Annotated in this window: 23 protein-coding genes; 9 read left to right on the top strand and 14 right to left on the bottom strand. The window is 46.7% G+C overall.

Annotation, left to right across the window (positions count from 1 at the left end):
• Positions 1 to 40: 40 nt before the first annotated feature.
• Both H8S84_RS07495 and H8S84_RS07490 read right to left on the bottom strand, forming a co-directional pair.
• Positions 41 to 754: an ABC transporter ATP-binding protein gene (locus H8S84_RS07495; protein WP_187066603.1), complete on the bottom strand. Its 714-nt coding sequence runs from the start codon at positions 752 to 754 to the stop codon at positions 41 to 43.
• 132 nt (positions 755 to 886) lie between these two features.
• On the bottom strand, positions 887 to 2,170 hold the full coding sequence (locus H8S84_RS07490) for an efflux RND transporter periplasmic adaptor subunit (RefSeq protein WP_230407066.1): 1,284 nt from the start codon (positions 2,168 to 2,170) through the stop codon (positions 887 to 889).
• A gap of 259 nt (positions 2,171 to 2,429) precedes the next feature.
• Here H8S84_RS07490 and H8S84_RS07485 point away from each other — a divergent pair, with 259 nt between their 5' ends.
• Positions 2,430 to 3,821, top strand: a complete 1,392-nt coding sequence (locus H8S84_RS07485) for a sigma-54-dependent transcriptional regulator (RefSeq protein WP_187066602.1) — start codon at positions 2,430 to 2,432, stop codon at positions 3,819 to 3,821.
• Positions 3,811 to 5,187 carry a sensor histidine kinase gene (locus H8S84_RS07480; protein WP_187066601.1) on the top strand — a complete coding sequence of 459 codons (1,377 nt, stop codon included), beginning with the start codon at positions 3,811 to 3,813 and terminating at the stop codon, positions 5,185 to 5,187. Before H8S84_RS07485 ends, H8S84_RS07480 begins: the two co-directional genes overlap by 11 nt.
• Before the next feature lie 46 nt (positions 5,188 to 5,233).
• Here the strand turns inward: H8S84_RS07480 and trxA are convergent, their stop codons facing one another.
• On the bottom strand, positions 5,234 to 5,539 hold the full coding sequence (gene trxA / locus H8S84_RS07475) for a thioredoxin (protein WP_187066600.1): 306 nt from the start codon (positions 5,537 to 5,539) through the stop codon (positions 5,234 to 5,236).
• Positions 5,540 to 5,657: 118 nt separating this feature from the next.
• The gene (locus H8S84_RS07470) at positions 5,658 to 6,467 is read right to left on the bottom strand and encodes a class I SAM-dependent methyltransferase (protein ID WP_187066599.1); all 810 of its coding nucleotides are present in this window, start codon (positions 6,465 to 6,467) and stop codon (positions 5,658 to 5,660) included.
• A gap of 108 nt (positions 6,468 to 6,575) precedes the next feature.
• Here H8S84_RS07470 and H8S84_RS07465 point away from each other — a divergent pair, with 108 nt between their 5' ends.
• From H8S84_RS07465 to H8S84_RS07435, 7 genes are all read left to right on the top strand, one after another.
• Positions 6,576 to 6,902, top strand: coding sequence for a hypothetical protein (locus H8S84_RS07465; RefSeq protein ID WP_187066598.1), 327 nt, complete (start codon positions 6,576 to 6,578; stop codon positions 6,900 to 6,902).
• The gene (locus H8S84_RS07460) at positions 6,902 to 7,564 is read left to right on the top strand and encodes a hypothetical protein (RefSeq protein ID WP_187066597.1); all 663 of its coding nucleotides are present in this window, start codon (positions 6,902 to 6,904) and stop codon (positions 7,562 to 7,564) included. Before H8S84_RS07465 ends, H8S84_RS07460 begins: the two co-directional genes overlap by 1 nt.
• A complete protein-coding gene (locus H8S84_RS07455; protein ID WP_187066596.1) occupies positions 7,561 to 8,340 on the top strand; it encodes a sensor histidine kinase in 780 nt (259 codons plus the stop codon). The genes H8S84_RS07460 and H8S84_RS07455 overlap by 4 nt, the downstream gene beginning before the upstream one ends.
• A gap of 27 nt (positions 8,341 to 8,367) precedes the next feature.
• A complete protein-coding gene (locus H8S84_RS07450; protein WP_187066595.1) occupies positions 8,368 to 8,787 on the top strand; it encodes a response regulator in 420 nt (139 codons plus the stop codon).
• Positions 8,788 to 8,897: 110 nt separating this feature from the next.
• Positions 8,898 to 9,197, top strand: coding sequence for an HNH endonuclease (locus H8S84_RS07445; protein ID WP_187066594.1), 300 nt, complete (start codon positions 8,898 to 8,900; stop codon positions 9,195 to 9,197).
• 71 nt (positions 9,198 to 9,268) lie between these two features.
• Positions 9,269 to 10,330: a DUF6687 family protein gene (locus H8S84_RS07440; protein ID WP_187066593.1), complete on the top strand. Its 1,062-nt coding sequence runs from the start codon at positions 9,269 to 9,271 to the stop codon at positions 10,328 to 10,330.
• 128 nt (positions 10,331 to 10,458) lie between these two features.
• Complete coding sequence (locus H8S84_RS07435) at positions 10,459 to 11,310, top strand: universal stress protein (RefSeq protein WP_187066592.1); 852 nt, start codon at positions 10,459 to 10,461, stop codon at positions 11,308 to 11,310.
• 83 nt (positions 11,311 to 11,393) lie between these two features.
• Here the strand turns inward: H8S84_RS07435 and H8S84_RS07430 are convergent, their stop codons facing one another.
• The 10 genes from H8S84_RS07430 to H8S84_RS07385 form a co-directional block, all read right to left on the bottom strand.
• Positions 11,394 to 11,828, bottom strand: coding sequence for a hypothetical protein (locus H8S84_RS07430; RefSeq protein WP_187066591.1), 435 nt, complete (start codon positions 11,826 to 11,828; stop codon positions 11,394 to 11,396).
• Positions 11,829 to 11,868: 40 nt separating this feature from the next.
• On the bottom strand, positions 11,869 to 12,711 hold the full coding sequence (locus H8S84_RS07425; RefSeq protein WP_187066590.1) for a thermonuclease family protein: 843 nt from the start codon (positions 12,709 to 12,711) through the stop codon (positions 11,869 to 11,871).
• Positions 12,712 to 12,852: 141 nt separating this feature from the next.
• Complete coding sequence (locus H8S84_RS07420) at positions 12,853 to 16,275, bottom strand: amidohydrolase family protein (RefSeq protein ID WP_230407065.1); 3,423 nt, start codon at positions 16,273 to 16,275, stop codon at positions 12,853 to 12,855.
• A gap of 211 nt (positions 16,276 to 16,486) precedes the next feature.
• The gene (locus tag H8S84_RS07415; RefSeq protein ID WP_187066589.1) at positions 16,487 to 17,143 is read right to left on the bottom strand and encodes a hypothetical protein; all 657 of its coding nucleotides are present in this window, start codon (positions 17,141 to 17,143) and stop codon (positions 16,487 to 16,489) included.
• Between the two features lie 91 nt (positions 17,144 to 17,234).
• Entirely contained in the window at positions 17,235 to 20,888 is a 3,654-nt protein-coding gene (locus tag H8S84_RS07410) for an AAA family ATPase (protein ID WP_187066588.1), read from the bottom strand.
• A gap of 76 nt (positions 20,889 to 20,964) precedes the next feature.
• Positions 20,965 to 21,921 carry a hypothetical protein gene (locus H8S84_RS07405; protein WP_187066587.1) on the bottom strand — a complete coding sequence of 319 codons (957 nt, stop codon included), beginning with the start codon at positions 21,919 to 21,921 and terminating at the stop codon, positions 20,965 to 20,967.
• A 67-nt stretch (positions 21,922 to 21,988) separates the two neighbouring features.
• Complete coding sequence (locus H8S84_RS07400; protein WP_187066586.1) at positions 21,989 to 23,218, bottom strand: exonuclease SbcCD subunit D C-terminal domain-containing protein; 1,230 nt, start codon at positions 23,216 to 23,218, stop codon at positions 21,989 to 21,991.
• A 118-nt stretch (positions 23,219 to 23,336) separates the two neighbouring features.
• On the bottom strand, positions 23,337 to 23,747 hold the full coding sequence (locus H8S84_RS07395; RefSeq protein WP_187066585.1) for a hypothetical protein: 411 nt from the start codon (positions 23,745 to 23,747) through the stop codon (positions 23,337 to 23,339).
• A 137-nt stretch (positions 23,748 to 23,884) separates the two neighbouring features.
• The gene (locus H8S84_RS07390) at positions 23,885 to 24,283 is read right to left on the bottom strand and encodes a rhodanese-like domain-containing protein (RefSeq protein ID WP_187066584.1); all 399 of its coding nucleotides are present in this window, start codon (positions 24,281 to 24,283) and stop codon (positions 23,885 to 23,887) included.
• Between the two features lie 116 nt (positions 24,284 to 24,399).
• Positions 24,400 to 24,705, bottom strand: coding sequence for an ArsR/SmtB family transcription factor (locus tag H8S84_RS07385; protein WP_187066583.1), 306 nt, complete (start codon positions 24,703 to 24,705; stop codon positions 24,400 to 24,402).
• Between the last annotated feature and the right edge of the window lie 136 nt (positions 24,706 to 24,841).

Below are 24,841 nucleotides of genomic sequence, written 5' to 3'. Positions count from 1 at the left end.
GAAATAGATAGAAAATTACTCTTAGAGCGTGCTTATAACCCTACAGCAACTCAGCTGCGTGGCGCTTAACGTTCACGTTCTCCGTCACAATCTGGCCGTCGAACAGGTTCACGATACGGTGCGCGTATTCAGCATCAGAAGGGGAGTGGGTAACCATCACTACAGTAGTGCCTGCATCGTTTAGCTCAGATAGCAATGTCATCACCTCACGGCCATGCACCGAGTCCAGGTTACCTGTCGGTTCGTCGGCAAGTATAAGGGCAGGGTTTGATACAGTTGCTCTGGCAATAGCCACACGCTGCTGCTGACCACCTGACAATTGCTGCGGGAAATGGCTGCGGCGGTGCGCGATGCCCATACGCTCCATTGCCTCCTGCACTCTTTTCGTAGTATCGGCTTTAGATACGCCTAAGTAAGCAAGCGGCAGGGCAATGTTCTCCTCCACTGTCAACTCATCGATCAGGTTAAAACTCTGGAATACGAAACCCAGGTTCTCTTTGCGGAGCTTGGCGCGCTGGCGTTCTGTGGCACGGCTGATATCGTGGCCCAAAAACTTAAAGGTGCCGTCGCTTGGTGAGTCTAGCATGCCTAGTATGTTTAGCAACGTAGACTTACCGCAACCCGACGGGCCCATAATGGCCACAAACTCGCCTTTGGCGATTTTAAGATCTACGCCTGCAAGGGCAGTTGTTTCAACAGTGTCTGTAACGTAGCGCTTCTGCAGGTTTTTGGTGTCAATTACTAGTTCTTCCATATCCGTTCTTTATTGGAGGTTGAGTTTATTTTTAAATTTATTTTGTACTAATGGTGTTTTGACTGCCAGTTGCTTAAGGTTGCTTGTTGTTTTCATAGCCTGGAAAAGCAATCAGCAACTGACAATTATCGATTATTTTAGTTCAAGTCTGTCAATCTCGCCGTAGCTGTCGTAAGACGATAGCACTACTTTTTCGCCCGGCTGCAGGCCGTCAAGTACTTCATAGTAGTTCGGGTTCTGGCGTCCTAGTTTAATGCTGCGTTTCTCAGCATAATCACCTGATTTATTTACCACGAAAACCCAATTGCCGCCTGTGCTCTGGTAAAATCCACCGCGAGGAATCAGTACCGCTTTGCCACCGTCGTTCAGGTTCAGTTTTAGTTGCAAGGTCTGGCCACGGCGAATGCCTTCCGGAGCGCCGTCTACAAAATCAAGGTCAACCTGAAAGGTGTTGTTCTGTACTTCCGGGAACACTTTGGCAACTTTTACTTTATAAGTCTGTCCGTTAAAATCGAAGGTTCCGTCCAGGCCTGGGTATACTTTAGAAATGTAGTGCTGATCGATTCTTGATTTGATCTTGAAGCCGTTCATATCGTCAATCTGTCCGATGTTCTCGCCTGGCCCTTTAGATTCACCTACTTCTGCTTTAAGGGTAGAAAGCTGACCAGTGATAGGGGCTACTACATATAGGTTGTTCAGGGTGTTGCGGGCCATGTTGATGTTAGCTTGCATGCGTCTGATTGATTCATCCAACTGCTTCAGGCGATCGTCCATTAGTTTGGCATCCTGCTTTACAGAGCGGTCGGCTAGGGTTTTGCGCTTGCTTAGGTAGTTGTATTCATCTTTAGATGCTTCAAACTCTTCCTGAGGTATCACTTTCTCGGCAATCAGCATTTTATTGCGGTCATACTTGCGTTTTGCCAATGCCAGGTTATAATCGATTTCAGCCAGTTCGTTCTCCTTACGGATCAGGTCCTGCTTCATGGTGATCTCCGAGTTCTGGCGTTCGTTCATCAGGTCGTACAGCTGTGTTTCACGGGTCATGAAGTCGATTTGCAGCGTCGTGTTTGACAGCTTTAGAATGGTGTCGCCTTTTTGTACCATGCGGCCGTCATCTGTATAAATTTTGTCTACACGGCCACCTTCTGTAATGTCAAGGAAAAATGTGTTCAATGGATCAACTGAGCCATCTACAGCTATAAACTCCTGGAACATGCCCTCCTGCACATTACCGATAGTTACACGCTCACTGTCTACATTCAGTTTAGAGGTGTGCTCGGCAAAAAGGATATTATAGATAACAAGCACCAGCACCAGTGCGCCGCCGGCAATAAGGGCAATTTTCTTTGGAGTAAACTTTTTCTTTTCAATTACGCGATCCATAGTAGAGTTTAATTCAGTAGGTAAAGTTTTCATAGTTCCGTAGTGGGAATGCCAATAAGTGTGCCATTAATGTTAATGTATTGATAATCAGTATATTAAAAAGCTTGTTTGTGCTTGTGGGATATTTTTATGTCCGAAACCGAACACTTGACTGTCTGCATGCGAACAGTAAGTATAACTAGCTTAATTGTCGGTTTCTTAACATTAGAAATATACTTAACTGCATTTTAGCGAATTGTGTAAAAAACTGTACATTTACAGACTTTCGCCTTGTTATAAAATCTTATAAACTATGAGTAAAGTACCGTGCAAGATACTGATCGTTGATGATGAAGAAGATATTCTGGTTGCTGGCAGGCTACTGCTAAAGCAGCATTTTGCCACTGTACTCACCACCTCTGATCCGTATCATATTCCGGGTATGTTGCAAGAGCATGGGTTTGATGTGGTGCTGCTCGATATGAACTACAGTACAGGTGCTACCTCTAGTAAAGAAGGCTTTCATTGGCTAAGGCAAATTAAAAATCTGTCGCCGGCTACCACGGTTATACTCATGACGGCCTATGGCGATATTGAGCTGGCGGTACGTGCCTTAAAAGAGGGTGCCTCTGACTTTGTGCTGAAGCCCTGGCAAAACGAAAAGCTAATTGCCATACTTAAGACCGCCTGCCAGAACAAGATCGGCGAAAACAGAAACAGTAGCACAGAGGCAGCAGTTAAACAAAACGCTACCTTTCATTACGATGAGTTTATCGGCGTGTCGCCGGCGATGCAGCGCGTTTACCAGACTATTGATAAGGTGGCTGGCACCGATGCGAACGTACTTATACTTGGCGAAAACGGAACTGGTAAAGAAGTAGCAGCCAGAGCCCTGCACCGCAAATCAAAAAGAGCTGATAAGGCCTTTGAGAAAGTGGACTTGGGTGCTGTAAGCGAAACCCTTTTCGAAAGTGAACTCTTCGGCCATGCCAAAGGAGCCTTTACCGATGCCAAAGAAGATCGTGCCGGCCGCTTTGAGGCAGCTACCGGGGGCTCACTGTTTTTAGATGAAATAGGAAACCTTTCGCTGGCGCTGCAGGCAAAACTTTTAACGGCACTGCAAAGCAGGCAGGTGATCCGGCTTGGCACAAATAAACCACGACCGATTGATATCCGTCTGATCTGCGCTACAAACATGCCGCTGTATAATATGGTGCGCGAGGGCACTTTCCGCCAGGACTTGCTTTACAGGATAAATACTGTGGAGATACACCTGCCACCTCTGCGCGAACGCCGCGAAGACATTGAGCTGCTGGCCAGGCACTTTTTGCAGGTGTACAGCCAGAAATATGACCGGCCGGGATTAAAATTAAGCGAAAGTACGCTACGCCGCCTGAAGGATTACCACTGGCCAGGTAACATCCGCGAACTGGACCACGCTATGGAGCGGGCCATTATACTTAGCGACGGCTCTGAACTGCACCCCGACGATTTTTACCTGGCCCCGAACGAGCCATCGCAAGGGAATCAACAGCAGCAGGCGCAACCAAGTATAAACGCTGACGAGCATACCCTCGAAAGCCTGGAGAAAATGATGGTACAGAAGGCACTGGTAAAACACGCCGGAAATATTACACACGCCGCCAAAGAGCTCGGCATTACCCGTACGGCCCTTTACCGCAGAATAGAGAAGCATGGGCTTTAGTGGCTTTCGGTTAAACCTGCTCTTACGCCTGCTCCTGCTGGTTGTAATAATTGTAGGCTTCCTGCTGGTAATTTACCGCACCGATTGGTATGTTACCGCTTTCTGCCTTTTACTGCTAGCCTCGTTCCTGATCTACGATCTGGTATACTTTGTAGAGCGTACCAACCGGGACATCAGCAGTTTTTTAGAGGCCATGCTGCATTCCGACTTTACACAACGTTTTGCCATCCAGAACAGAAACTCCTCTTACCGGAAACTATATCAGAGCTTTAATGCCATTTCAGAGGCGTTTATGCACATAAAAGCCGAACAGGAGGCGCACTACCATTACCTGCAGGCCATTGTAGAGCAGGTTAGTGTCGGCATTATCACATTTGATGAGCACGGAAACGTGCTGCTGGCAAACCAGGCGGTAAAAGATATGTTACACGTAGCGTACCTGCAACACATACACGCCTTAGATCGTGTGAGCCCGGAACTGGTGCAAGCTTTAAAGACCACTGCCAATCACGGTAAAGCACTTGTAACTGTACAGGCTGGGCAGGAGGAATTGCTGGTTAATGTGCAGGTAACCGAAATGATATCGCAGGGGCACAGCCTTAAAATCGTGACACTGCAAAATATACAGTCGGAGCTGGAGGAGAAGGAACTGGAAACATGGCAGAAGGTGATCAGGGTGCTTACCCACGAAATAATGAACTCCATTACACCCGTTATTTCTTTAACTTCTACTATTACCAGTTTAGTGCAAAGCGAGGTAGTGGGCAAGTATAAACAAGGGGAGGAGCTAGAGGAAGAAACGCTGGAAGATATACAGGCGGGCCTGCAAACTATAGAGCGAAGAAGCGCAGGCATGCTGAGCTTTGTACAGAACTATCGCCGCCTGATGCGCCTGCCTGCACCTGAGCTGCGTCCGTTAAAAGTAAATGAGCTGCTGCGTAGCGTTAATCGCCTGCTCGAGGCAGAGATGGTGGCGCAGCATGTGAACTTTAAAATGTACCTGCCTGATGAAAAAGTAACCATTTTAGCCGATGAGGAACAGTTGGAGCAGGTACTGATCAACCTGGTTAAAAACGGTATGGAAGCCTGTAGAAATGAAACTTCTCCATGTGTAGAGGTAGTGACTTACCTGCCGGAGATGGAGCGCGACAAACTTCGGATTGATGTGGTGGACAATGGGCCGGGTATACCAGAAGATGTGCTGGACAAGATATTTATTCCTTTCTATACTACTAAAAAGCAGGGGTCTGGAATTGGCCTAAGCCTATCTAAGCAGGTGATGCAGCAGCATGGCGGTAGCATCAGGGTTAGCACGAAACCCGGCGAAACTACTTTTACTTTACAACTTAAAGTACTAAATAATTAATCATGAGTGATTCTGAGGTGCTATCTTCATCTTCAATAACTATTCTTTAAATATACTGCTGTATTACCTGCGTTAGTTGTTGGGCTGGCATAGCTCCGGACTGCCGCCATACTTGCTGCCCTTTACTGAAAAGTATAAACGTAGGCACACCCTGCACCCTAAATTGTGCGGCTGCGCTTTGGTTGTTATCGATGTTAACCTTCACAACTTTTAATTTGCCGTTGTACTGGCTCGCAACCTGCTGTATCACTGGGTTCATGGCTTTGCACGGGCCACACCAGTCTGCGTAAAAATCTACTAAAACAGGCATTCCCGGGCTACTTATCAACTCCTTAAACGATTTCTTGGCCATCTTTAAAGTTTATCTAATGCGGTTTATACTTGTACGGCGGTAAGTATTAAACGTGTTTCAGGGTAAGGTTAAATCAAATCTACACGCTGCTTCTATTGCCTTAACCTGCAGGGGTTTATTAGTTACCTCTTTTAATTGCCTTTATAGAGTATACCATTGGCAATTTATTTTCAAGCCCTTTAATGCGCCAATACCCATCTTCTCCCTGCACCATGCCCGAAAAGCAGTTATAAGGCGAGTAGGAGAATTCATGCAGGAACTCTGGGTAAATACCACGGCTAATAAGTGCCGTTATTACCTCACCTAAACCATGGTTCCAGCCATACTCCTTCTGTTTTATCGGAGCTTCTCGGTCTGCGTAAGTACCCTCGGTTTCAGTGATAATAGGCTCGTGTGTATTGTGGTATGGGTAAACGATCTCACTGAAGTTGTCATCAAACATCCACAGCACCGGATGAAACTCAGCGATATAAAAGGTGCCGCCGGGCTTTAGGAAATGATCTATGATATCAGCCCATTTATCCAGGTCCGGTAGCCAGCCAATAGTGCCGTAAGAAGTGAACACAATGTCAAACTGCCCCTCCAGGTTCTCTTTCAGGTCGTAGAGGTTTGAGCGTACAAATGTTGCGTCCAGGCTCAGCTGACTGTTCAGTTCCCTTGCCTGTTTTATCGCCTCATCCGAAATATCGATACCTGTAACTTTGGCTCCCATGCGTGCCCATGAAAGTGAGTCCTGCCCAAAGTGGCACTGCAGGTGCAGCATGCTTTTACCATTTACAGGCCCCACCTCTGCCAGCTCGATCTGGTTAAGCGATGTTTTACCGGCCATAAAAGCAGGCATGTTGTAGAACTCTGAGCGGAGGTGCACCGGTGTTTTCTGGTTCCAGAGGCTGCGGTTTGCTTCAAAGTATAACGTATCGTTTTCCATCTGTTTAAATTAAGTAGTTTCTGAGGTACTAACGCGATTTAGTGGAAATATTTTTACTCAATAGTAAAATTACTATATTACATCCCAACCTTAATCATCATTGTACAAATGGCAACTTTTAACGGAAGCGAAGGCGCATCGATAGACCGCGCTGAGGCGGCAAAATGGACAGCCAATTACCGCAGCAGGGCAAATACAGAAACAAATGGGGCTAGTGTTAAAGCACACTTTTATGGCCGCGAAATCCTACAGAAATTGTTGGACCAGCCTGGTTGCATGGGCATCCGCATGTACTACGCCCGCGACGGGAAAGGGCAGAAGCAACTTGTTCTGGTTGGCGCAGACGCAGAAGGAAACGATATGGAAGATCTGGTTGTAGACAGTTCAAAAGTTTGTCCACCGGATTGTAGCACAGGAGGTGATCTAAACGGTTAATGGAATTCTTTTTACGGCAAGTATACCCCTGGCTGATAGAAGTTTCTTCTTTCAGCCCTCTTTTACCTTTTATTGCCGGTCTTGTTTTATTTCCGAGTAACAGGAGCAAACTTTTCAAGCTTATATTTCTTTTTTTGCTGGTAACAGTGATGTCGGAGGTAGCCGGACAGATTACAGTGCGAATGCACACAAAGAATAACCTTTGGATACAGCACCTTTATATTCCATTAGAGTTCAGTGCGCTGGCTGCTATATACTATCACAGTTTCAGAAGAGTGGCTATTAAGCGAAGTATACTTGTGGCTGTCGGTATCATATTGCTGGTAAGCATTTATGATGCGACGCTGGGTGTTGGTATTGCTAAAGTAAACTCGATGCCCCGCATGGTAGAGAGTTCCTTGGTTATCGGCATTGTGCTTACCTACTTCTATAAGGTGAGCAACGATTTAAGTATAACTTACCTCGATCGTGACCCGATTTTCCTGCTAAGCTGCGGACTGCTGATCCATAAAGCCGGCACATCTATGTCATGGGGTATTTTTAACGATGCCCTTGCCGAGTCTTATGATGCGGCGCGGATGTGCCTGGCAATTATTTTTGTATTGAACATACTTTTCAATGTCAGCTTGGTATTTGTGCTTAAGCGGGCAGTAAACAGATGAAAACATTAGAGCCTGTTCTTATAATCACTCCCGTATTGCTCGCGTTGGCGTTCGGCATCATTCTATTTGTATTCCTGTATCAGCGGCGAATGTTACAGCACCAGGTGCAATTGCGCGAGTTGCAGGAGCAGAAGCAGCGCCAGGTGCTCGATGCCACCCTACAGGCACAGGAAGAGGAACGCCGCCGCGTGGCCCGCGATCTGCACGACGATGTTGGTGCATCGCTGGCACTGGTAAAACTTAATGTGCACCAGTTGGTGGCCCCACTCGAGGATAAGACAAAAGGGCAAAGTATAAAAGGTATGCTGGATGATGTAATAGGCAATGTGCGCCGCATCTCGCATAGTTTAATGCCTGTGATGTTGGAAAAGATGGGATTACCCCGTGCCCTGGAAGCCATGAAACGCTCTGTACCGGCAGAGTCCGGCACAGAGTTGGAATTTACCTGCAATGATAACAACAGGCGTATAACTCCGAAAGTGGAGCTATCGCTCTATCGTGTAGTACAGGAGTTATTGAACAATACCCTGAAACACGCGAAAGCCAGCAAAATTACGATAGAGTTGCAGTTCAGCGAAAAAGAGCTATATTTAACCTACACAGATAATGGGGTAGGCTTTGATTATGAGAAACTTGCAAAATCAGAGGAAAAAAGTAGCCAGGGCCTCGGATTAATGAACCTGAATGCCAGAGTTAACTTATTAAATGGTAGCTTTGCCTATTATTCTGCCCGAAATTCTGGTACAAAAGCAGAAATTTCTGTTCCTATTTCTTAAATTTAAAACAAACTTAAAGGCTATATTATGGGATATCAGCCAATTAAACTTGCCATCGCCGACGACCATACCCTTTTTAGAAAAGGTGTAATGGAGATACTGAAGGCATACCCTGAGATTAACGTTGTGGCAGATGCCGGCAACGGAGCAGAGCTTATTGAGAAGATCGAAAGCAATTTGCCTGATTTAGTGATGCTAGACCTGGAGATGCCCGAGATGGACGGCATAGCTACGGCCCGTTATCTTATCAGCAAGTTTCCGGAAGTAAAGATTCTGATTGTTTCGATGTACGGTGAAGAATCTTTAGTTGAGAAACTACTGGAAGAGGGGGTACACGGGTATCTGCTAAAAAGCGCTGAACCAGATGAACTTCGTAACGCTCTCCAAATCCTGAAGCTTGGTAAGAACTATTACTCCCACGAAATCAGGAACAACGTTTCATATTGATCTGAATTACTTATTACATATACAAAGCGGGTGCTACAGTAGTGGTATCCGCTTTTTGCTTAAACCCGAAGCGCGCCAAATTTGTATTTACCATAAAGAGGTAAGTAGCAATGGCAAAAAAACAGGCAGATCTGGTATGTGAACTATGCAGGCGTGAAGTTCAAAGCCTTTCGCGCCATCACCTGGTACCCCGCGAAGAAGGGGGACGTTACGGTGCTACTGCCGAGCTTTGCCAACCCTGTCATAGCACTATCCACTTAAGTATAAGCAATCAGGAACTGGCAAAACAATACAACTCCATAGAATTGCTACAGCAGGCAGAGCCTTTACAAAAGTACTTAAAGTGGGTAAAGCATAGGAAGGTGGAGCGCATCTCTAACCGTAGGGGCAAAAACAAACGCAGGAAATAGTAAAAGCTACAGGTGCCTTTTTACCCCTTGCTATACTTTAAAGCACGCATATTTCTGTGTACCTTTAATCCATGCAAAAGCGAACCTACATCCCTTTTACCGACCTTAAAAAGTACAAAGCCATTGTTGTAGACAGCACACACGCAAATGGCTTTATGCTTTCGCACTGGAAAGGAGCACCAACACCGCCAAGTATAAAAGACGATACCAGTGCAGCCATTGTACTGAATGCCATGCGGCAACAGTTACCCGAGCTAGACCTGCCTCATGTAACTGCCAATCATTTTGATATCGATGGTTTTGTGGGGGTGTGGGCTTTACTTAACCCGAAAAGGGCACTGGAAAACGAGGAGCTTTTGCGGCAGATGGCTCTGATAGGCGACTTTAGAGAACTGGACCTGAACCACCCGTTGGCAGGGGAGGCTCTGAAACTGGTGTGCTGGATAAACGCGAAGGAAAAGGAGCTGTTTTACAGGCCTTTTGAAGCCGACGAGATGGAAGAGAAAGAGGTGCAGCAGTGTACGAAGAAGTTCCAGTATTTTCTGCGCGAGTTTGGCCGTGTGTTGCAAGACCCTGACTGGGAAAAAGGCTCTTGGGAAGATGAGGTAGCAAGCGTACTTTTAGGGTACCGCGATATGTATAAACCTGAAACCAAGCTTATCCGGAAGCCGGAGATCGGGCTGGTAATTATCCAGACGCCGCACCCCATACATTACTATGCTCTTTTCAGCCGCACACAAGGCTTTGATATGGTGCTGAGCTGCTACGAGCAGAACCGCTATGAACTGGAGTATAAGTATACTACCTGGGTAGACATTGCCTCAAGGCCTACGCTGCCACGCATTACGATGGCACCCCTCGCTGAAAGGTTAAACCAACTAGAGCAGTCCGGTTACCGCTGGACCTATGATTCGATTACAGAGACCGGGCCTATACTTAGGTTGGGAGGAGAGGATTTGAACCGAGCAGATACGTACGCTAATCCAACAGAGCGGGAGATTTATACTTCGTCTATACCCGTAGAGCAGCTAAAGCAAGAGGTGATTTTATACTTTGCCCAGTCCTATCAACATATAAAGCCGAAATACAACTGGACGTGGCAAGAAGTAAAGGCACTGAACACTAATAGGTAGCCATCTTGAGGTGATAAAAGCTGTAAAGTTGGCTGAGGTTTATCAGTTTTATCCCTTTATCTATACTATACCTTTGTGTATCACGTATACATCGGAAAACTAAAATATAGTTGCTACAGCCTGCAAACATGAAAAAGATACTTTGCCCAACCGACTTCTCTAAAACAGCCAGTAAAGCCGTAGAATACGCCACGCACATTGCCCAGCGTGCCGGTGCGCACCTAACACTGATACATGTGGTGCACTTGCCTATTGTAGATACCTCCGAAACCGCCCTGGTTGCCAGCGAGCTGTTAGGCGAGCAAATGCATGATGCCAGCGAAAAGCTTAATGCGTTGGTGAGGCAGATCGAGGGCATGCACGGCGCTAACCGCGATGGCAACTTTACCTGTGACTTTGTGTTAAAGGAGGCGTTGCTAACTGATGTAACCGAACACCTTACAAAACACGAAGGATACGACCTGATAGTAATGGGTACTACTGGCTGCGACAGCACCATGGAAGAACTTCTGATTGGAAGTAATACAGAGGCTGTTATCGAGGAGGTGAAATGCCCGGTACTATCAGTACCAGGCACCGCAGAATGGCAAGATATTCATAAGATCATTTATGCTACAGACTATGCTCCCGGTGATAAAGAGGCACTAGCGAAAGTGGTTGAACTAGGCAGTATTTTCGGGGCGGCAATAGATGTAGTGCACGTAGTTAAAGAAAGAAGCACAGATGAGTCTGGTAAAGCACAAGCTTTTTGGGATGAAGTGAAGCAAGCTTATCAGGGCGTGCCGCTGCATTTTCAGGAGGTTATAAGCAGCCGTGCTGACGAAGGGCTAAAGAAATATTTCAGAAACGAGAATGGAAGTATACTGGCTGTGCTGCGCAAGGAAAAAGGCTTCCTGAAGAACTTGTTCTCGCAAAGCCTTGCCGAAAAAATGACATACCAAGCCGAAGTGCCGCTGTTGGTGCTGCAAGGGCACAGGTAACAAAAAAGGCTCTTCTACAGAAGAGCCTTTTTTGTTCGTATATGTGATAATATTGATGCAAAAACTTTATTGATTTGAGCTGTTTATTGCTGTCCTAAGCCTGTCTCCATGCGTACTGCGTCTTCATCATAGATAAAGTCCAGATCTTTAGCACAAGTCTGGCAGTTGTAGCGGTCATAGTCCTCAATGGCTCTTGCTAAGGTCATGTTACGAAAAGTGCCTTTGCCCTTACACTCAATAAGCACTGGGCAATCATGTTTCACATGAAAAATATCCGCTGTATTGTTTTCACAAATCCACACGCGTTTTTGGGCCATCTCTGCAGGCACTACAAAAAACTCAGGCGCAGGTCTTTTGTCCACTACTGCAGTGGCTTCGGTGGCGGATGCCTCAACTGTATTTGTTTCTTCTTTCAACTCTTTGTTTTCCTGGCACGCCAACGTAGTTGCGCCAAGTAGAAGCACGATAGCAAACGCTTTTAACTTACCGTTAAGCTGTTTTAGTAGGGTGATGTTCATGTGTGTGATGTTATAGGTCCTAAAGGTACGAAAAGAGAATTTATTTGCTGCAGGTTTTATCAGCGCGCCTGTCATACTCCCGTATGGCAACGGCCTCTGTAACAGTTAACACTTCTGCTTTGCAGCGCTTTAAAACGGAGCAGGACTTGTCGAGGTGATATACTGCTGAACCGCTGCTGTTGCACAGGTATACCGTACGTTTGGTGGCGCCTGCTGGTACAGGACTCGAAGCAGAGGTGGTTGAAGCAGACGTAGAAGTGTTGCTGCTTCTGTTCTTCCTAAAGTCCCAGGGAGCGGTTGGGTTTGCGTCTGCCCATAAGCCACGCTTAAAGCGACGTGCATCAGCTTCTGCATTAGCCAGGTTCACGTCTTTAGAGTAGGCTTTATAATGCCAGGCATAGCCGTTCCGGATTAGTTCTTCGTTCAGGTTGCGGCCATCAGGAAGTATAATAGTGCCAACAGTGCGGCCATAGCGGTCTTTGTTATGCGTGATAAGGCGCACCTGCTTGCCAAACGCTAAATCTGAGGTAAACTGCTTTGCCCTTTGCCCAAACGCCTGGTTCTTTTCCGGGGTATCCACGCCAAATAGTCTTACCGTTACTTCCTCTCCATTTTTTAACAGCACAACTGTATCCCCGTCTTTCACGCCCACTACCTTGTCGCTGGCTGTTGTGGTTGGTTTATCAGGGGCAGTAGGTTCCGCTGTAGATTCTTCTACCTCATATGCAGCTGTATCAAGTTCTTCTTCCTGCTCAGCGTCGCGTTCAAGTATAGCTTCTTGCCGCTCCCTGAACTGTTCCTGTGCATCCCGATGATCTTGCTGGCAGGCGGTGCCGCTAAAGGTGAGGGAAAGTAGTAAAGGGAAGTATAAAAGCTTTTTCATAAGTATGAGTGTGTCCGAAAGTATAAAGTACAGGCGCTGCTATACTTGTAACAAAGATACTATACTTCAACGTGCATGTAAAAGAAAAAGTCCCTTCGCCATACAGGCAAAGGGACTTTTTAACTATGGGAAATTTATATGTTACTCCTGAATACCAGGCACACCTACTGGTGTAGCACTGTGCCAGTCAAAGCTAGGGGCTTTGCGTTTGGTTGGTGCCAGCTCATCCAGCGTGTTGGCATCGTACAAGCGTCCGTTGCGCATTACAAGCTTAATGGTGTTGGTGTTGCGGATATTCTCCAGCGGGTTCTGATCCATGATCACTAGGTCGGCTAGTTTTCCGGTTTCAATAGAACCCATGTCACCATCAAGGCCTAAGCCTTTTGCACCAAGTATAGTAGCTGTTTTAAGCGCATCGAGGTTGCTCATGCCACCGGCCTGCATAGACCACAGCTCCCAGTGGTAACCTAAGCCTTGCAACTGGCCATGCGAACCAACGCCAGCTAAACCACCGGCTTTCACCAGCTTATCAACAAACTCAGCGTGGCGGTCGAAGATGTGCTCTTCTTTTGCGAACCAACCTGGTCTGCGTCTTGCCTTCGAATCCAGTTCAGATTTAGGTGTGAAGTAGTTCAGCTTTTTGTCACCGATCACATTTTCAGTAGCATAGTAGTAGTTCTCAGCCCAAGGACCACCGTACGATACAAGTAACGTTGGAGTATAGGTCATTTCTGACTTCGCTACCAGGTCCACCACGTCTTTGTACAGCGGGTAAATCGGGAACGAGTGTTCATGGCCCGGATAACCATCAATTGTCTGCGTCATGTTCAGTTTAAAGTCAAGGCCACCTTCTGTTGTCGGTAACAAGCCCTGCTCTTTCGCTGCCATAATGATCCACTGGCGATGCTGGCGGTTACCTACCAGGTACATCTTTATGGTCTTCGTGTTGTAGTATTCAGAGTACTGCTTCAGCACTTGCTTGGCATGGTCAAGGCTTTTCAGGTTATAAGACCAGTAGCCAACGCCAGGTCCTGTAGAGTAAACTCTTGGGCCTATCATTTTACCAGCGTCCACCATATCGGCATAGGTTAGCACGTCGGTTGTGCCTGTTTGCGGGTCGCGGGTTGTCGTTACACCGTAAGCCAGGTTAGCTGCATAAATCCATACCTGGTTTGTGTGTACTCCCCAACGAGGCCACATGTGTGCATGTGTATCGATAAAGCCAGGAGTGATGGTTTTGCCTTTCACATCCACCACGTTAGCGCTTTTTGGTACTGTAAGCGTACCGGTAGGGCCAACAGCTTTAATGCGGTTATTCTCGATCAGGATGTCACCATTCTCGATCACTTGGTCGCCGTTCATAGTGATGATGCGGCCGCCCTGCAACAGGATAGTACCCTGTGGTATATCACGCTCTACCTGAATAGCAATTTTGGTCTCTGTTGGTTTATAGCCTTCGTCTTTCTTGGCTTCTTCTTTCTTAGCCTCGTCCTTTTTAGCTTCGTCTTTGTTCGCCTCGGCTTTTGCTTTCTCAGCCTCTTTCTTCAGCTCTAGCTCTTCTTTTTTAGCCTTTGCCTCATCTAAGTTGTAAGAGAAGAAGCCATTACCGATAGACCAGTAAACTGTTTTACCGTCAGCAGACCAGCTTGGGAATTGGCCACCGATCTCTGTCAGCTTCCAGCTTGGGAACTGCGAATTGTTTACATCGGCCACCGAAATGTTTGGCGTCTCGCCACCTTTCTCAGGTATGGTTACTACATAGATCTCGTTGTTGATCAGGGCCAAGGCTTTGTCGCCAACAGGTGCCTTAATAAGAGTAGAGGCCGTAGATGGCTTCTGCTGTGGCTCACGCTCTTCCAGGTGCATGTTGTGGTTCATTTCTTCCTCAATCATGTCCTCCACAGAGCCGAACGTTGTAATGCCTTTCACCTGTAGGAACGACTTCTTGTCAGTGCCATCCCAACGAATAGAGATAAGGCCATCGCTGCCATTGTACAGGTAAATGCGGTCATCGCCTTTTACGAAGTGTGGCTTAGAACCCACGTTAGCTTTGGCAATGTAGTTTGTCTCGCCACCTTTGGCAGGTACCCAGTTAATATTCAGTCTTGATGCAAATGCACCCGGACCTTCTGCTTCACGGTAAGCCTGTGCAGAACCTTTAATGAAAACGATCTTGCTTCCGTCAGGTGACCACACAGGGTCCTGGAACACGGCTTTCTCAACAGTAACTTTTGATGGTTTGCCTTTTCCGTTAGCGTTGATCTTGTAGATAGCACCACCGGTTTTTTCTTCCCAAGTTACATAAGCCAGCTGCTTGCCATCAGGAGACCAGGCAGGCTGCGCCTCAGTATAATTAGCATCTGTCAAACGCTTTGGTGTACCGCTTGGGTAGTCCATTACATAAAGTCTGTCCAAGGCAGTAAAGGCCAGCTGCTTCCCGTTTGGCGACATCACCGCATCCCTGATCTGGGTTACGGTCATCATCTTGTCGTCTTTTATCGGGAATTTAAAGTCCAGCTTAGGGCCAACTTCAATCTCAGCGTCTACCTGGAAAGGTATTTCTTTGGCAGCACCGCCGTCAACCGGCAAGCTGTAGATTTTACCGCCATAAGAAGCGATCAGGTTTTTGCTGTCAGGCGTGAAAGACATAGCCGGAAGTACGCCCATCGGAGCAATAGATTCCTGCTCGTCGCGCTGTACCGGGTAGGCCAGCCACTTCTCTTCACCTGTTCTGATGTTCTGTGCTACCAGACCTGTCTGGTTGTTATAGCGTGTACCGTACACCAACCATGTTCCGTCCGGTGACAGGGTAGGCGTGAAGGCAGAGCCATAGCGTGATGTTCTAGTGTCGATGTCGCCGGTTTCGCGGTCGTAAGTCGCCAGCTGGTACTGCGGCAGCTGCGCGTTATAGTTCCAGGCGCCGTTGCGCTGCGAGAACCAGATGTAACGGCCGTCTTTGCCAAAGGCAGGTTCCACGGTTTTCAGGTTGTCCGGCTTGCTAATAAGTTCAGCGCCAGAGCCACCTTCTTTATGGTACATGTGCAGCTTCAGGTTACGACGACCTTTTGAAGCGATTAGGTACTCACCGTCTGGAGTCCACTCAGCAGACTGGAAGTTTTCATTCTTGCTCTTGCTGATCTGCTTCGTCTTCTTCGTAGCCAGGTCCATTGTCCACACGTTGTCAGAACCGTCTCTGTCGGAGATGAAAACAATGGATTTGCCATCCGGGCTAAAGCGGCCCTGCGTGTCGAAAGACATGCCAGTAGTAAGCTGCTCTGCCTTACCGCCACCAACCGGAAGCAAGTATAAATCGCCCAGCATGTCGAACAACAGTTTGCTGCCGTCCGGGCTCACGTCCAGCGATAGCCAGGAGCCCTCGGTGGTGTTAATTTTTACTTTGCGGGCACCTTCCAGCGGCAGGTCCTTTTTCTCTTTTTTATCTTTGTCCTTTTCAGTTTTAGCTGCATCCTGGGCCATGGCTGGCTCCAGCATCAAACCTAACGAACAAAGTACCAGCAGCGACTTTTTCCATCGCGTGGTAGTACCAAATAACGGTGAGTTCATAAGCAGGTGTTTAGTTTAGTTTTGTTAAAGCTAATATACTATATAATAGGAATAAAGCACTACCTAATAGATGAATGCCTTAAATGTGTAGGTAGTATGGTCATTTTTCTAGATTAACCAGAATATAAATAATCTGGCCTTTTTTAGTAACCTGTTGGGTCAGCTAAAAAAGGCCAGATTTATAAATAAAGTTCCTTAAGTGCAGAAAGTGTTATTTTGATACAGAAAAATCATCTGCTTTGATGGTAATCGGGTTGTACCCGCTATTCGCAATTGGGATCAGACCATACACTGTTTCGCCTGGCATCACTTTGCGGTTTATAATGCTGTACCGTTGCAGCTCCTCCAGCATTTCTTTGTTTGCTGAAGCAGATCGTACGATGTTAAAAATAGTAAGCCCCGGGCCAAGCACTACACCAATCGGGAAAGAATTCTGGCTCACCATACGGCCATTTACATACTCCTCTTCAGTGATAAGTTTTGCAGGAGTAAGCAGTAAGTATAGTAAATAAATGGGTACACCCTGCTTCAGCTGTCTGTGTGCCAGTTCAGGAGTCATGGGTGTGAACTGGTTGGCGCCTGATAGTAATTTAACATCCTGCGAAAGGTCAATCACGCGGTCTGTGTTGTTGGTATACTTAACTGCCACTACCTGTACAAGGCTTTTCTTTTCCTTTTTCGCATACTTCTTGTTTCCTGCCTCAGCCAATACATCATACTTGTACTGCAGCTCTACGTTGTTGCTTTCTACTTTAGCGTGGTAGTTTATGCGCTCCGGACGGATGGAGTGGTAGCTGGATGCGCAACTGGAAAGCAGAAGGCCCAGGCCTGCGAAAAGGCCTGTTAGTTTTGTAAAAGTTGTTTTCATACTGAAAATCGGGTTGAAATATAAATGCGGCGCAATATAGTACTTTATGAGTAAAGTGGTAGTATAGCTTGTGTTATTTTGTGGCAGGATGTTACCAGCTAACTACCTCTACTTTACTCACGCCGCCTGGCTGCCTTTGCACTTTTACCTGTGTGCTGATGCGTTCTTTCAGAGCTTCTACGTGTGAAATTATTCCGATCATTTTGCCGCTTTCCTGCAGGTTTTCCAGTGTCGTAATGGCAGCGTCCAGTGTCTCCGCATCCAGTGTGCCGAAGCCCTCATCAATGAAAAGTGAATTGATCTGGGTACGTCGGCCGGCCAAATCGGATAGCCCTAGGGCCAGTGCCAGACTTACCAAAAAGCTTTCGCCACCGGACAGTGTGTTCATAGGACGGACAGCCTCTGCTTGGTAGGTATCTACGATGAGTAGTTCCAGATCGTCGGCAGCGCTTTTAAGAATGCGGTAGCGATCGTTGAGCTTGTGCAGGTGGCGGTTTGCCAGTTCTACAAGTCTTGCCAGCGTTAAGCCTTGGGCAAACTTGCTGAACTTGGTGCCGTCAGAGGAGCCGATCAGGTCTGCAAGCTGTGCCCAGCGCTGGTATACCTGCTGTTGTACACTTAACTCCTCGGCCAATGCTTTATTCTTGTTGCGCTGCAGTGCATCCAACTCCAGGAGTTGTTGGTGACGGGCACGCTGGGCAATAAGGTCACGGTTTTTTTCAGTGCTTTGCTGGTGCTGTTGCTGCAGTAGGTCTATACTTTCGGTTGTGAGTTCTTCTGCCTGCAGCTGTGCCAGTTCCTGCTCCACATCGCTTATACTTTTGCGTAGTTCGGTCAGGTGCTTTTCAGTCTGGGCTTTCAGGTTGGCTAATCTGTCTGCTTCGTCACGCTCGAGCAGCATCTGGCTGAGTGCCTCAATCGTTTCAATGCCTTTTTGCTGCAGCACGCGCAACAGCCCTGCACTTAGCTCATCGAGCACAGACTTGTTCTGCTGGTGCTTTGAATGGCAGTCGGCTTGGCGGCTTTTCGTTTCCTGCAGCTCCTGCTGTTTCTGCTGCTGTAGGCTACGGGCTTCTTCGGCTCGTTCGGCTATCGTTTTCCGCTCTTGCTGAGCCTTTTTGCGCTCCTGCTCCGGATCTTTATCTCCAAACAATGTATTGCGGTTAGCTTTCAGGATTGCCAGTTGTTCATGCTCTTCCTTTAAGGCTTGCTGGCGCTGCTGCAGTTCGGTTTCTTTTTCCTGCACGCGCTCTTTCAGGTGCTTTACCTGCTCCCTGGTAGAAGCATACTGCTCCCGCATTCCCTCCAGTTGCTGCTGCTTCTGTGTGTAGGTACTTGCCAATTTGTCCAGTTCCTGCTGCAGCAAAAGCCTTTCTTCAGATACATACTTTAACCCGTAAGTTGATGCAAAAGACCCGGCAGTCTGCGTGTGCACCTGTAGCTGCTCCTGATCGTCGGTAAGGGTAGTTTGCAGTTTTTGCAGTTGCGAAAGGTGTAGCTTATCAGTTTGCTGCAGTTGCTCATACTTTGCCTGGGTTTGCAGCTGTTCCTCGCGGAGCTGTTGCAATTGCTGATTTATACTTTCCAGGGTACGGCTTAAGGCACGTGCCTGCGCTAGTTGTTGCTGTAACACCTGCGCCGATTCCTGCTGGCTGCTCAGGAGCGAGGCCAGTTTACCTGATTCCGAAATTTCTATTCGTTGCGCAAGCCCCTCTGCCAGCTGCTCAAAGGCCAGCAATAAGCGATTTATTTCTGCTTCCGAATCGGCTATAGCGGTAGTAGTTAGTTGTTTCTTCTGCTCCAGTGTACCCGCTGCTAAATGTAGCTGATTTATACTTTGTTCAAGTTCTTTTACCAGCAGTTGTTGACTGTCGCGCTTCTGCACCTCCTCCGGCAGGTCAAATATATAGCCACCATCGGCAAAAGGGTGCTCTTTTGACCCACACAGCGGGCAAGGCTCATCTTTGTGTAAAGTATGGCGTGCTTCCTCATATTGCTGAATCTGCTGTTGCAGCTGTACCAGTTTTTGCAGAGCCTCCAGGTGCTCCAGCGCCTGCTTATACTTTGCCTGCGTTTCCTTTAGCTGCTGGTTTGTTTTTGTTAGCTGCTGTTCGTGCTGCTGTTTTTGCTCAATTATACTTTGCAGCTTCTGCTGATGCCCGGTGTGGTGCTGTGCCAGCTCGAGCAAACGCTCATACTTTGCAACCAGTGCCGGCTGCGACTGAGCCGCCTGCTCCAGCTCTTCCATACTTTTGACAGCAAGTATAACCTGGAGCTCTGCCAGTTTCTCCTCTTTCTGTTGCTGATGCTTAACTTGCTGCTCCTGCTGTTGCACAAGCGCCTCTTGTAGGCTGTTGCGTTGCTGTGCTTCCTGTTGCCGTAGCTGCTCCAGTTCCTGTTGTTCGTGCTTGTTGCGCTTTATCCGCTGCTCCACGTCCTGAATGTCGCGTAGTGTGGTCTTAAACTCCGGCAGATATTCTTTAAGGTCCTGTAGCTTTGCATTTTGCTCCAGCCAGTTTTTTATACTTGTTGCCTCCTGCGTTAGCTTCTCCAGCTCCTGCTGTTTGCTTTGGTGTAGCGTTTTTTCCTGCTTCAGCTGCTCTTCGAAAGTAACATAAGCAGTTTTGTTCTTACTGTAAGATTCGCGGATGCTATTGAGTTGGTGGTCCAGTTTATTTACCTCGACCAGCACAGGCTCAAGTGCCTGCAGCGCCTGTTCCTGTTGCACCTGTGCTTTAGAGGCCTCCAGCGCTAGTTTACCGGCGGCTTCCAATTCTGTTTCGAGTACGGGAATGCGTTTCTCCAGTAACTGCAACTGCTCCTGTACTTCGGCTACCTTTCCGTTTATACTTTTGATCTCAGCCAGCTCTCCTACAAACTGGTGCGCCTGTTCGTGGTGCTGCAGTTTTAGGAAATCCGGTTGCAGGCTTTCCAGTTTCTGCTCCTGTGCCTGAAGAGTTGATTTGTGTTGCTGTTGCTTTGCCTGCAGTTGCGCTACCTGCTGTAGCCACTGCACTTTTTCCTGCAGCGTATTTTGCTCTGCCCGAAGTATAGCCTCCTGCGCTGTAAGCTCAGTTATACTTTGCTGATAAGCTTGTAACTGCTCCTCCGGTAGTAGCTGTACATCTTTTAGTTTGCGCTCTAGGTCTTCACGCTTCTGGCGTTCAATTTTCGCCTTCTCAAATGCATACTTCGATATTTCTGAATAGATGCCGGTGTCCGTGATCTTCTCGAGTAAATTGCTTCGCTCGCTGGAACTGGCTTTCAGGAAACGCGCAAAATCACCCTGCGATAGCATAACAGACCGCAAAAACTGGCTGTAGTCCAGGCCACACAGTTCTGCAACTTTCTCCGGCACCTGACTTGGCCTCAGGTCGAATGGCTTGTCATCTTCCAGGTCGCACAGTTCCATGTGCACGGCCAGAATTTTTCCATCCAGTTTGCCGCGGCTGCGACGGATGTTCCACTTAGAACGGTAGCGCCTGCCGTTGGCTTCAAACTCCACTTCCGAAGTGCTTTCTGCTGTGTGGCGCGTCATTAGTTCGAGTGGCTTTTCCTCGTTGTGGCGGTGCACTCTGCCGTAAAGCCCAACTGTGATCGCATCCAGAATAGTGGTTTTACCGGCGCCAGTAGGCCCGGTTATCGCAAATAAACCTGCCTCTGCCAAAGGGCTTTGATCAAAGCGAATCTCGTGTTTTCCTTTTAGCGAGTTCAGGTTCTGGAAACGTACAGCTAGGATTTTCATGGGTTTACTGGTATAACTTAGCCAACAGTGAGATTGTCTATGAATCTTCAGAGTTAAATGATCTTGTTAAACATTTCTATATTGTTTGATGTAAAACCCTACGTCTAACTTTTAAACCACTAATCAAATCTCTGAACATGCTATCATTCATTAAGCCAGATTGGTAACGGTATATTCTGAAATCTGTAGTTATGATTTTTAATGCTAGCTCTTGCTTAGGCTGATGTTCTGTAGTGGCTTGATAAATACTATTTGTTGGGAAAGACCTTTTCCACCATGGGAAAAGGTAGTTTTTGACAATTAGAACATCTTCTGATACTAAAAAATAGTGGCTTTGTCGAACAAGGATGGAGTAGAACAATAGGGCAATTCCTAAGAAAATACTTCTCAAAATAACTGGAGCATCAAAGCTGAAAACGAAATAAATGAGGAACATTATAAAAGGAAAGAAAATATAGTAGTTAGCGAACTTGTAAGGTGGCTGTCTATATTCGTGAAAGTCTTCTTTGTAAAATTGCTGAGGTTGCTTTTGAGAAACAGCAGAGGTAGACACTTTGAAGTAAGAGGTCTGTCCTCCTAAATATTTATTTAAATTATTCAGGTTAACTCTGATTAGATTTCCATTCAGATAATGCTCTACATATAAAACATACTCTTTACCATTCTTCAAAATAATAGAGCTTGCTTCGGAATAATGATAAGGCATTATTAAGAAGTAAGTGTTATGTTTACTTCGTACTCTTATCTTATCAATTTCACTGAAACTTATACTGTTATCGCCAATTCGGATTTCTCTTTCATCGATTTCAACTTTCGGTGACTTGGTAATATAAAAGCGAAATGAGTAATAAGTAAGTGCAATGATCACAGCAGGCATAATGACTGTAAGACCAAACTCATTAAAATAACTTCCACTTTTAATATTCTCTACTAGCGTAGAAAGCCCGGCAAATAATACCAGTAGAAATGGGAGAAAAAGTAATACTAGAAAGTATAATTTATAGTTAAACTTAGATTTGAATGTGCTGCTCATACCTTATAATGGATATTACTTTCGAATAAAATTGAAACACTCTCAGGAACTGCGCGAGGTCTTTTGATTAACTCTCCTGCTCCTGGTTCATCAGCTCAAGCAGTTCTGAGAAAGTAGCTATCAGCTCTGCATGATCTGAGTCGGGAAAGGAGCTTTGGCAGCGTTTAACGAACACCTCTTTCTCAGTGAGCACGTGTAGGTCTGCTTCTTCCTGTACCTGTTGCTCCAGCGTTTGCCGTGATTTCTGGATAAGCGGAGGCCTGTGGATGAGCAGTTGCAGTTCACTTTCTTTCAACTTCAGTACCTCTTCCAGTTGCTGGTTAAGGTCGGGTAGGGGAGCCTCCAGTTCTACCTGCAGTTCGGCCCAGGCTGGCAAAGTATAAGCGCTATTGTCGTAGAGGGCGATCTGGTGCTTCACCTTATCCAGCGTTCCTTTAAAGCGCACCAGTTTCCGGCAACACGGAATTTCTACATCACGGAGGTCAGCCAGTTTGCCTTCTTCAAAATCAAGTATAAAAATTACTTTGGTATCGGTAACCTCGCTAAAGCTAAGCGGAATAGGAGAACCGGAGTAGCGGATGTGGTGCGCTTTGTTTACCATCTGGGGCCGGTGCAGGTGACCAAGCGCTACATAATCAAATTCCTTCGGGAACTGATCTGCCCCAATCTGCCCCAAGTTGCCTACGTGTATCTCCTTCTCGCTTTCAGAGGCTGAGCCGCCTGCAGCAAACAAATGCCCCATGGCCAGCACCGGTATGCTTTGGGTTTTATACTTCTGGATGTGCGGCACAAAGGCGTGATAATGATCGGCGATACCTTGCTTGATGCGCTGCTCACGCTCTTCAGCGGTTTCGCCGGGTACAGAGAGGCGCACGTCGCGGTCACGGAGGAAAGGTACGGCGCACACAACCAACTGCAGTTCGCCCTGCTCATTGTGCAGCTGTATTAGTTCGTCTAATGGGTCTGCTGATGCTCCTCCAATTACACGAATGTTAAAATACTCCAGAAGCTCTTTGGGTGCATTAAGCGTAGAGATGGAGTCGTGGTTACCGCCAGTAATAATTATATGCCGGCAGCAGGTGGCGCAGGCGCGTCGCAAAAAGTCGTAGTATAATTTTAGTGCGGTATTAGAGGGAGATCCGTTATCGAAAACATCACCCGACATGAGCAACACCTCTACCTGCTCCTGCTCAATGGTCTGCAGCAGCCAGTTAAGGAAGTGCTGGTGTTCTTCGGTACGTTCTAGGTTGACTAAGCGCTGGCCCAGGTGCCAGTCTGAGGTATGTAATACGCGCATATTTCTTCTGCTCCAATTCCGATTAAAGATACATCAGAATATAGGGATATTGCAAATGCCGTTAAGCAATTTGAGCGAAGAAATTTCTGAAGATGGAAGACGGGTGGTTGGTGCAGCTTTAAATATCCAACGTCCAGTTGAGGGCCTCTTGTTGGCTAACAAAGTTCTTTACCTCGAATTTTGTAACGCCAAGCGCTTCGGCGCGCGTAACCACAGATTCGAGGGCTACCTGATGGAAAACACTGGAGGGCATTACCCTGGCTAGCCTTTTTAGTTGTGTTTGCGAAAGCAGTTGGTAGAAAGTAGTCGAAAGCCAGTCTTTAGAGGCTGCGGGTAAACTACCTAGATCCTGTGCATTTGCAACGGCACGCTCAACTTTTGTATCGCGCAATACCTCGTACAACTTGGTGCCACCCAACTCTATTTCCTGTGCGTTTACAGGCCTGTGCCACTTTGACTGAAGGAGGTTGCCTTCTACATCTACCTCAATGGTATAGAAATCGGATTGGTATATGGTTTTAAAAGGCATAGGTCTAAAAAGAGCTTAGCGTGAAATACAAATGTACAATTTAATTAGGCGTAAAGGTAACAGGTTGTATTTTTATCAAAGAAACAGGTTGAAAACAGTGCAATTTATACCCCAGCCAGTTTTACAATTGTAACAGGCTACTCTTTCACTTTTACCTCTGTGGGCACCCCTGCTTCCTTTAGCGTATTGTAGCCACCAATATTGTAAATGTGTTTAAAGCCAGCCTCTCGCAACAGTTCTGCTGCCTTGCCGCTTCGGTTGCCGGAAGCGCAGTACAGGTAATATACTTTGTCTTTATCCCAATTACTCATCTGTTTTGCAAAGTCGCCGCCACGGTAATCTACGTTCTCGGCTCCGTCTAAATGGCCCGCTGAAAACTCCTCGGGGGTGCGTACATCAAGCAGTACAGACTTGCTGCTTAATTTCTGCTTTTTAAACTCATTTGGTGTAAGCTGCTTTACTTTTGCAACGTCCTGCTGCGGTTGCGAGCAACTGAAAATAAGGGCAGTAATTATACTTAGGATAATCATTTTCATGGCTTTAGATGGGAATTACGCTAGATGTTAATTAACGTTTATTATTTACAAAGGTAACGCTGTAAAGCAATTTATACTTTAAAATAAACTGCCGCAACTTACGCACGTGCTTCTTCTTAAAACACCCGGCAGCCGTTTATGCAACTGATGATGCTGGTAATAGTGGTATCGGTTAAAAAATAGTAAACCCGCTTGCCTTCACGCTGTGTATCTACAATGCCTTTGTCGCGCATGTTGGTAAGGTGATGCGACAGCAGAGACTGCTCAATCTCCAGCACCTGCTGTATCTCAGATACAGTTAACCGTTCACGCTGCTCCAGCAAATCTATTATACTTATACGAACAGGATGGGCAACACATTTAAGAATATAAGCTGCTCTTTCAAGCTTTTTCTTGTCCACCCGCACTTTTAAGGTACTCATACTTTGGTAAATGTAATTAAGTAATACATGAACATGAATTCATGTATTTGAATAGTTACAATGTTTAACCGCTTATAGTTCCGGAAGTGGCAGGTTTTCAGGTGGTAAAGGAAATGCTGTTCCAGCAGGTGTATAT

Source organism: Pontibacter cellulosilyticus (assembly GCF_014306105.1).
Taxonomy (GTDB): domain Bacteria; phylum Bacteroidota; class Bacteroidia; order Cytophagales; family Hymenobacteraceae; genus Pontibacter; species Pontibacter cellulosilyticus.
This window is presented reverse-complemented; position numbering and strand designations above follow the sequence as displayed.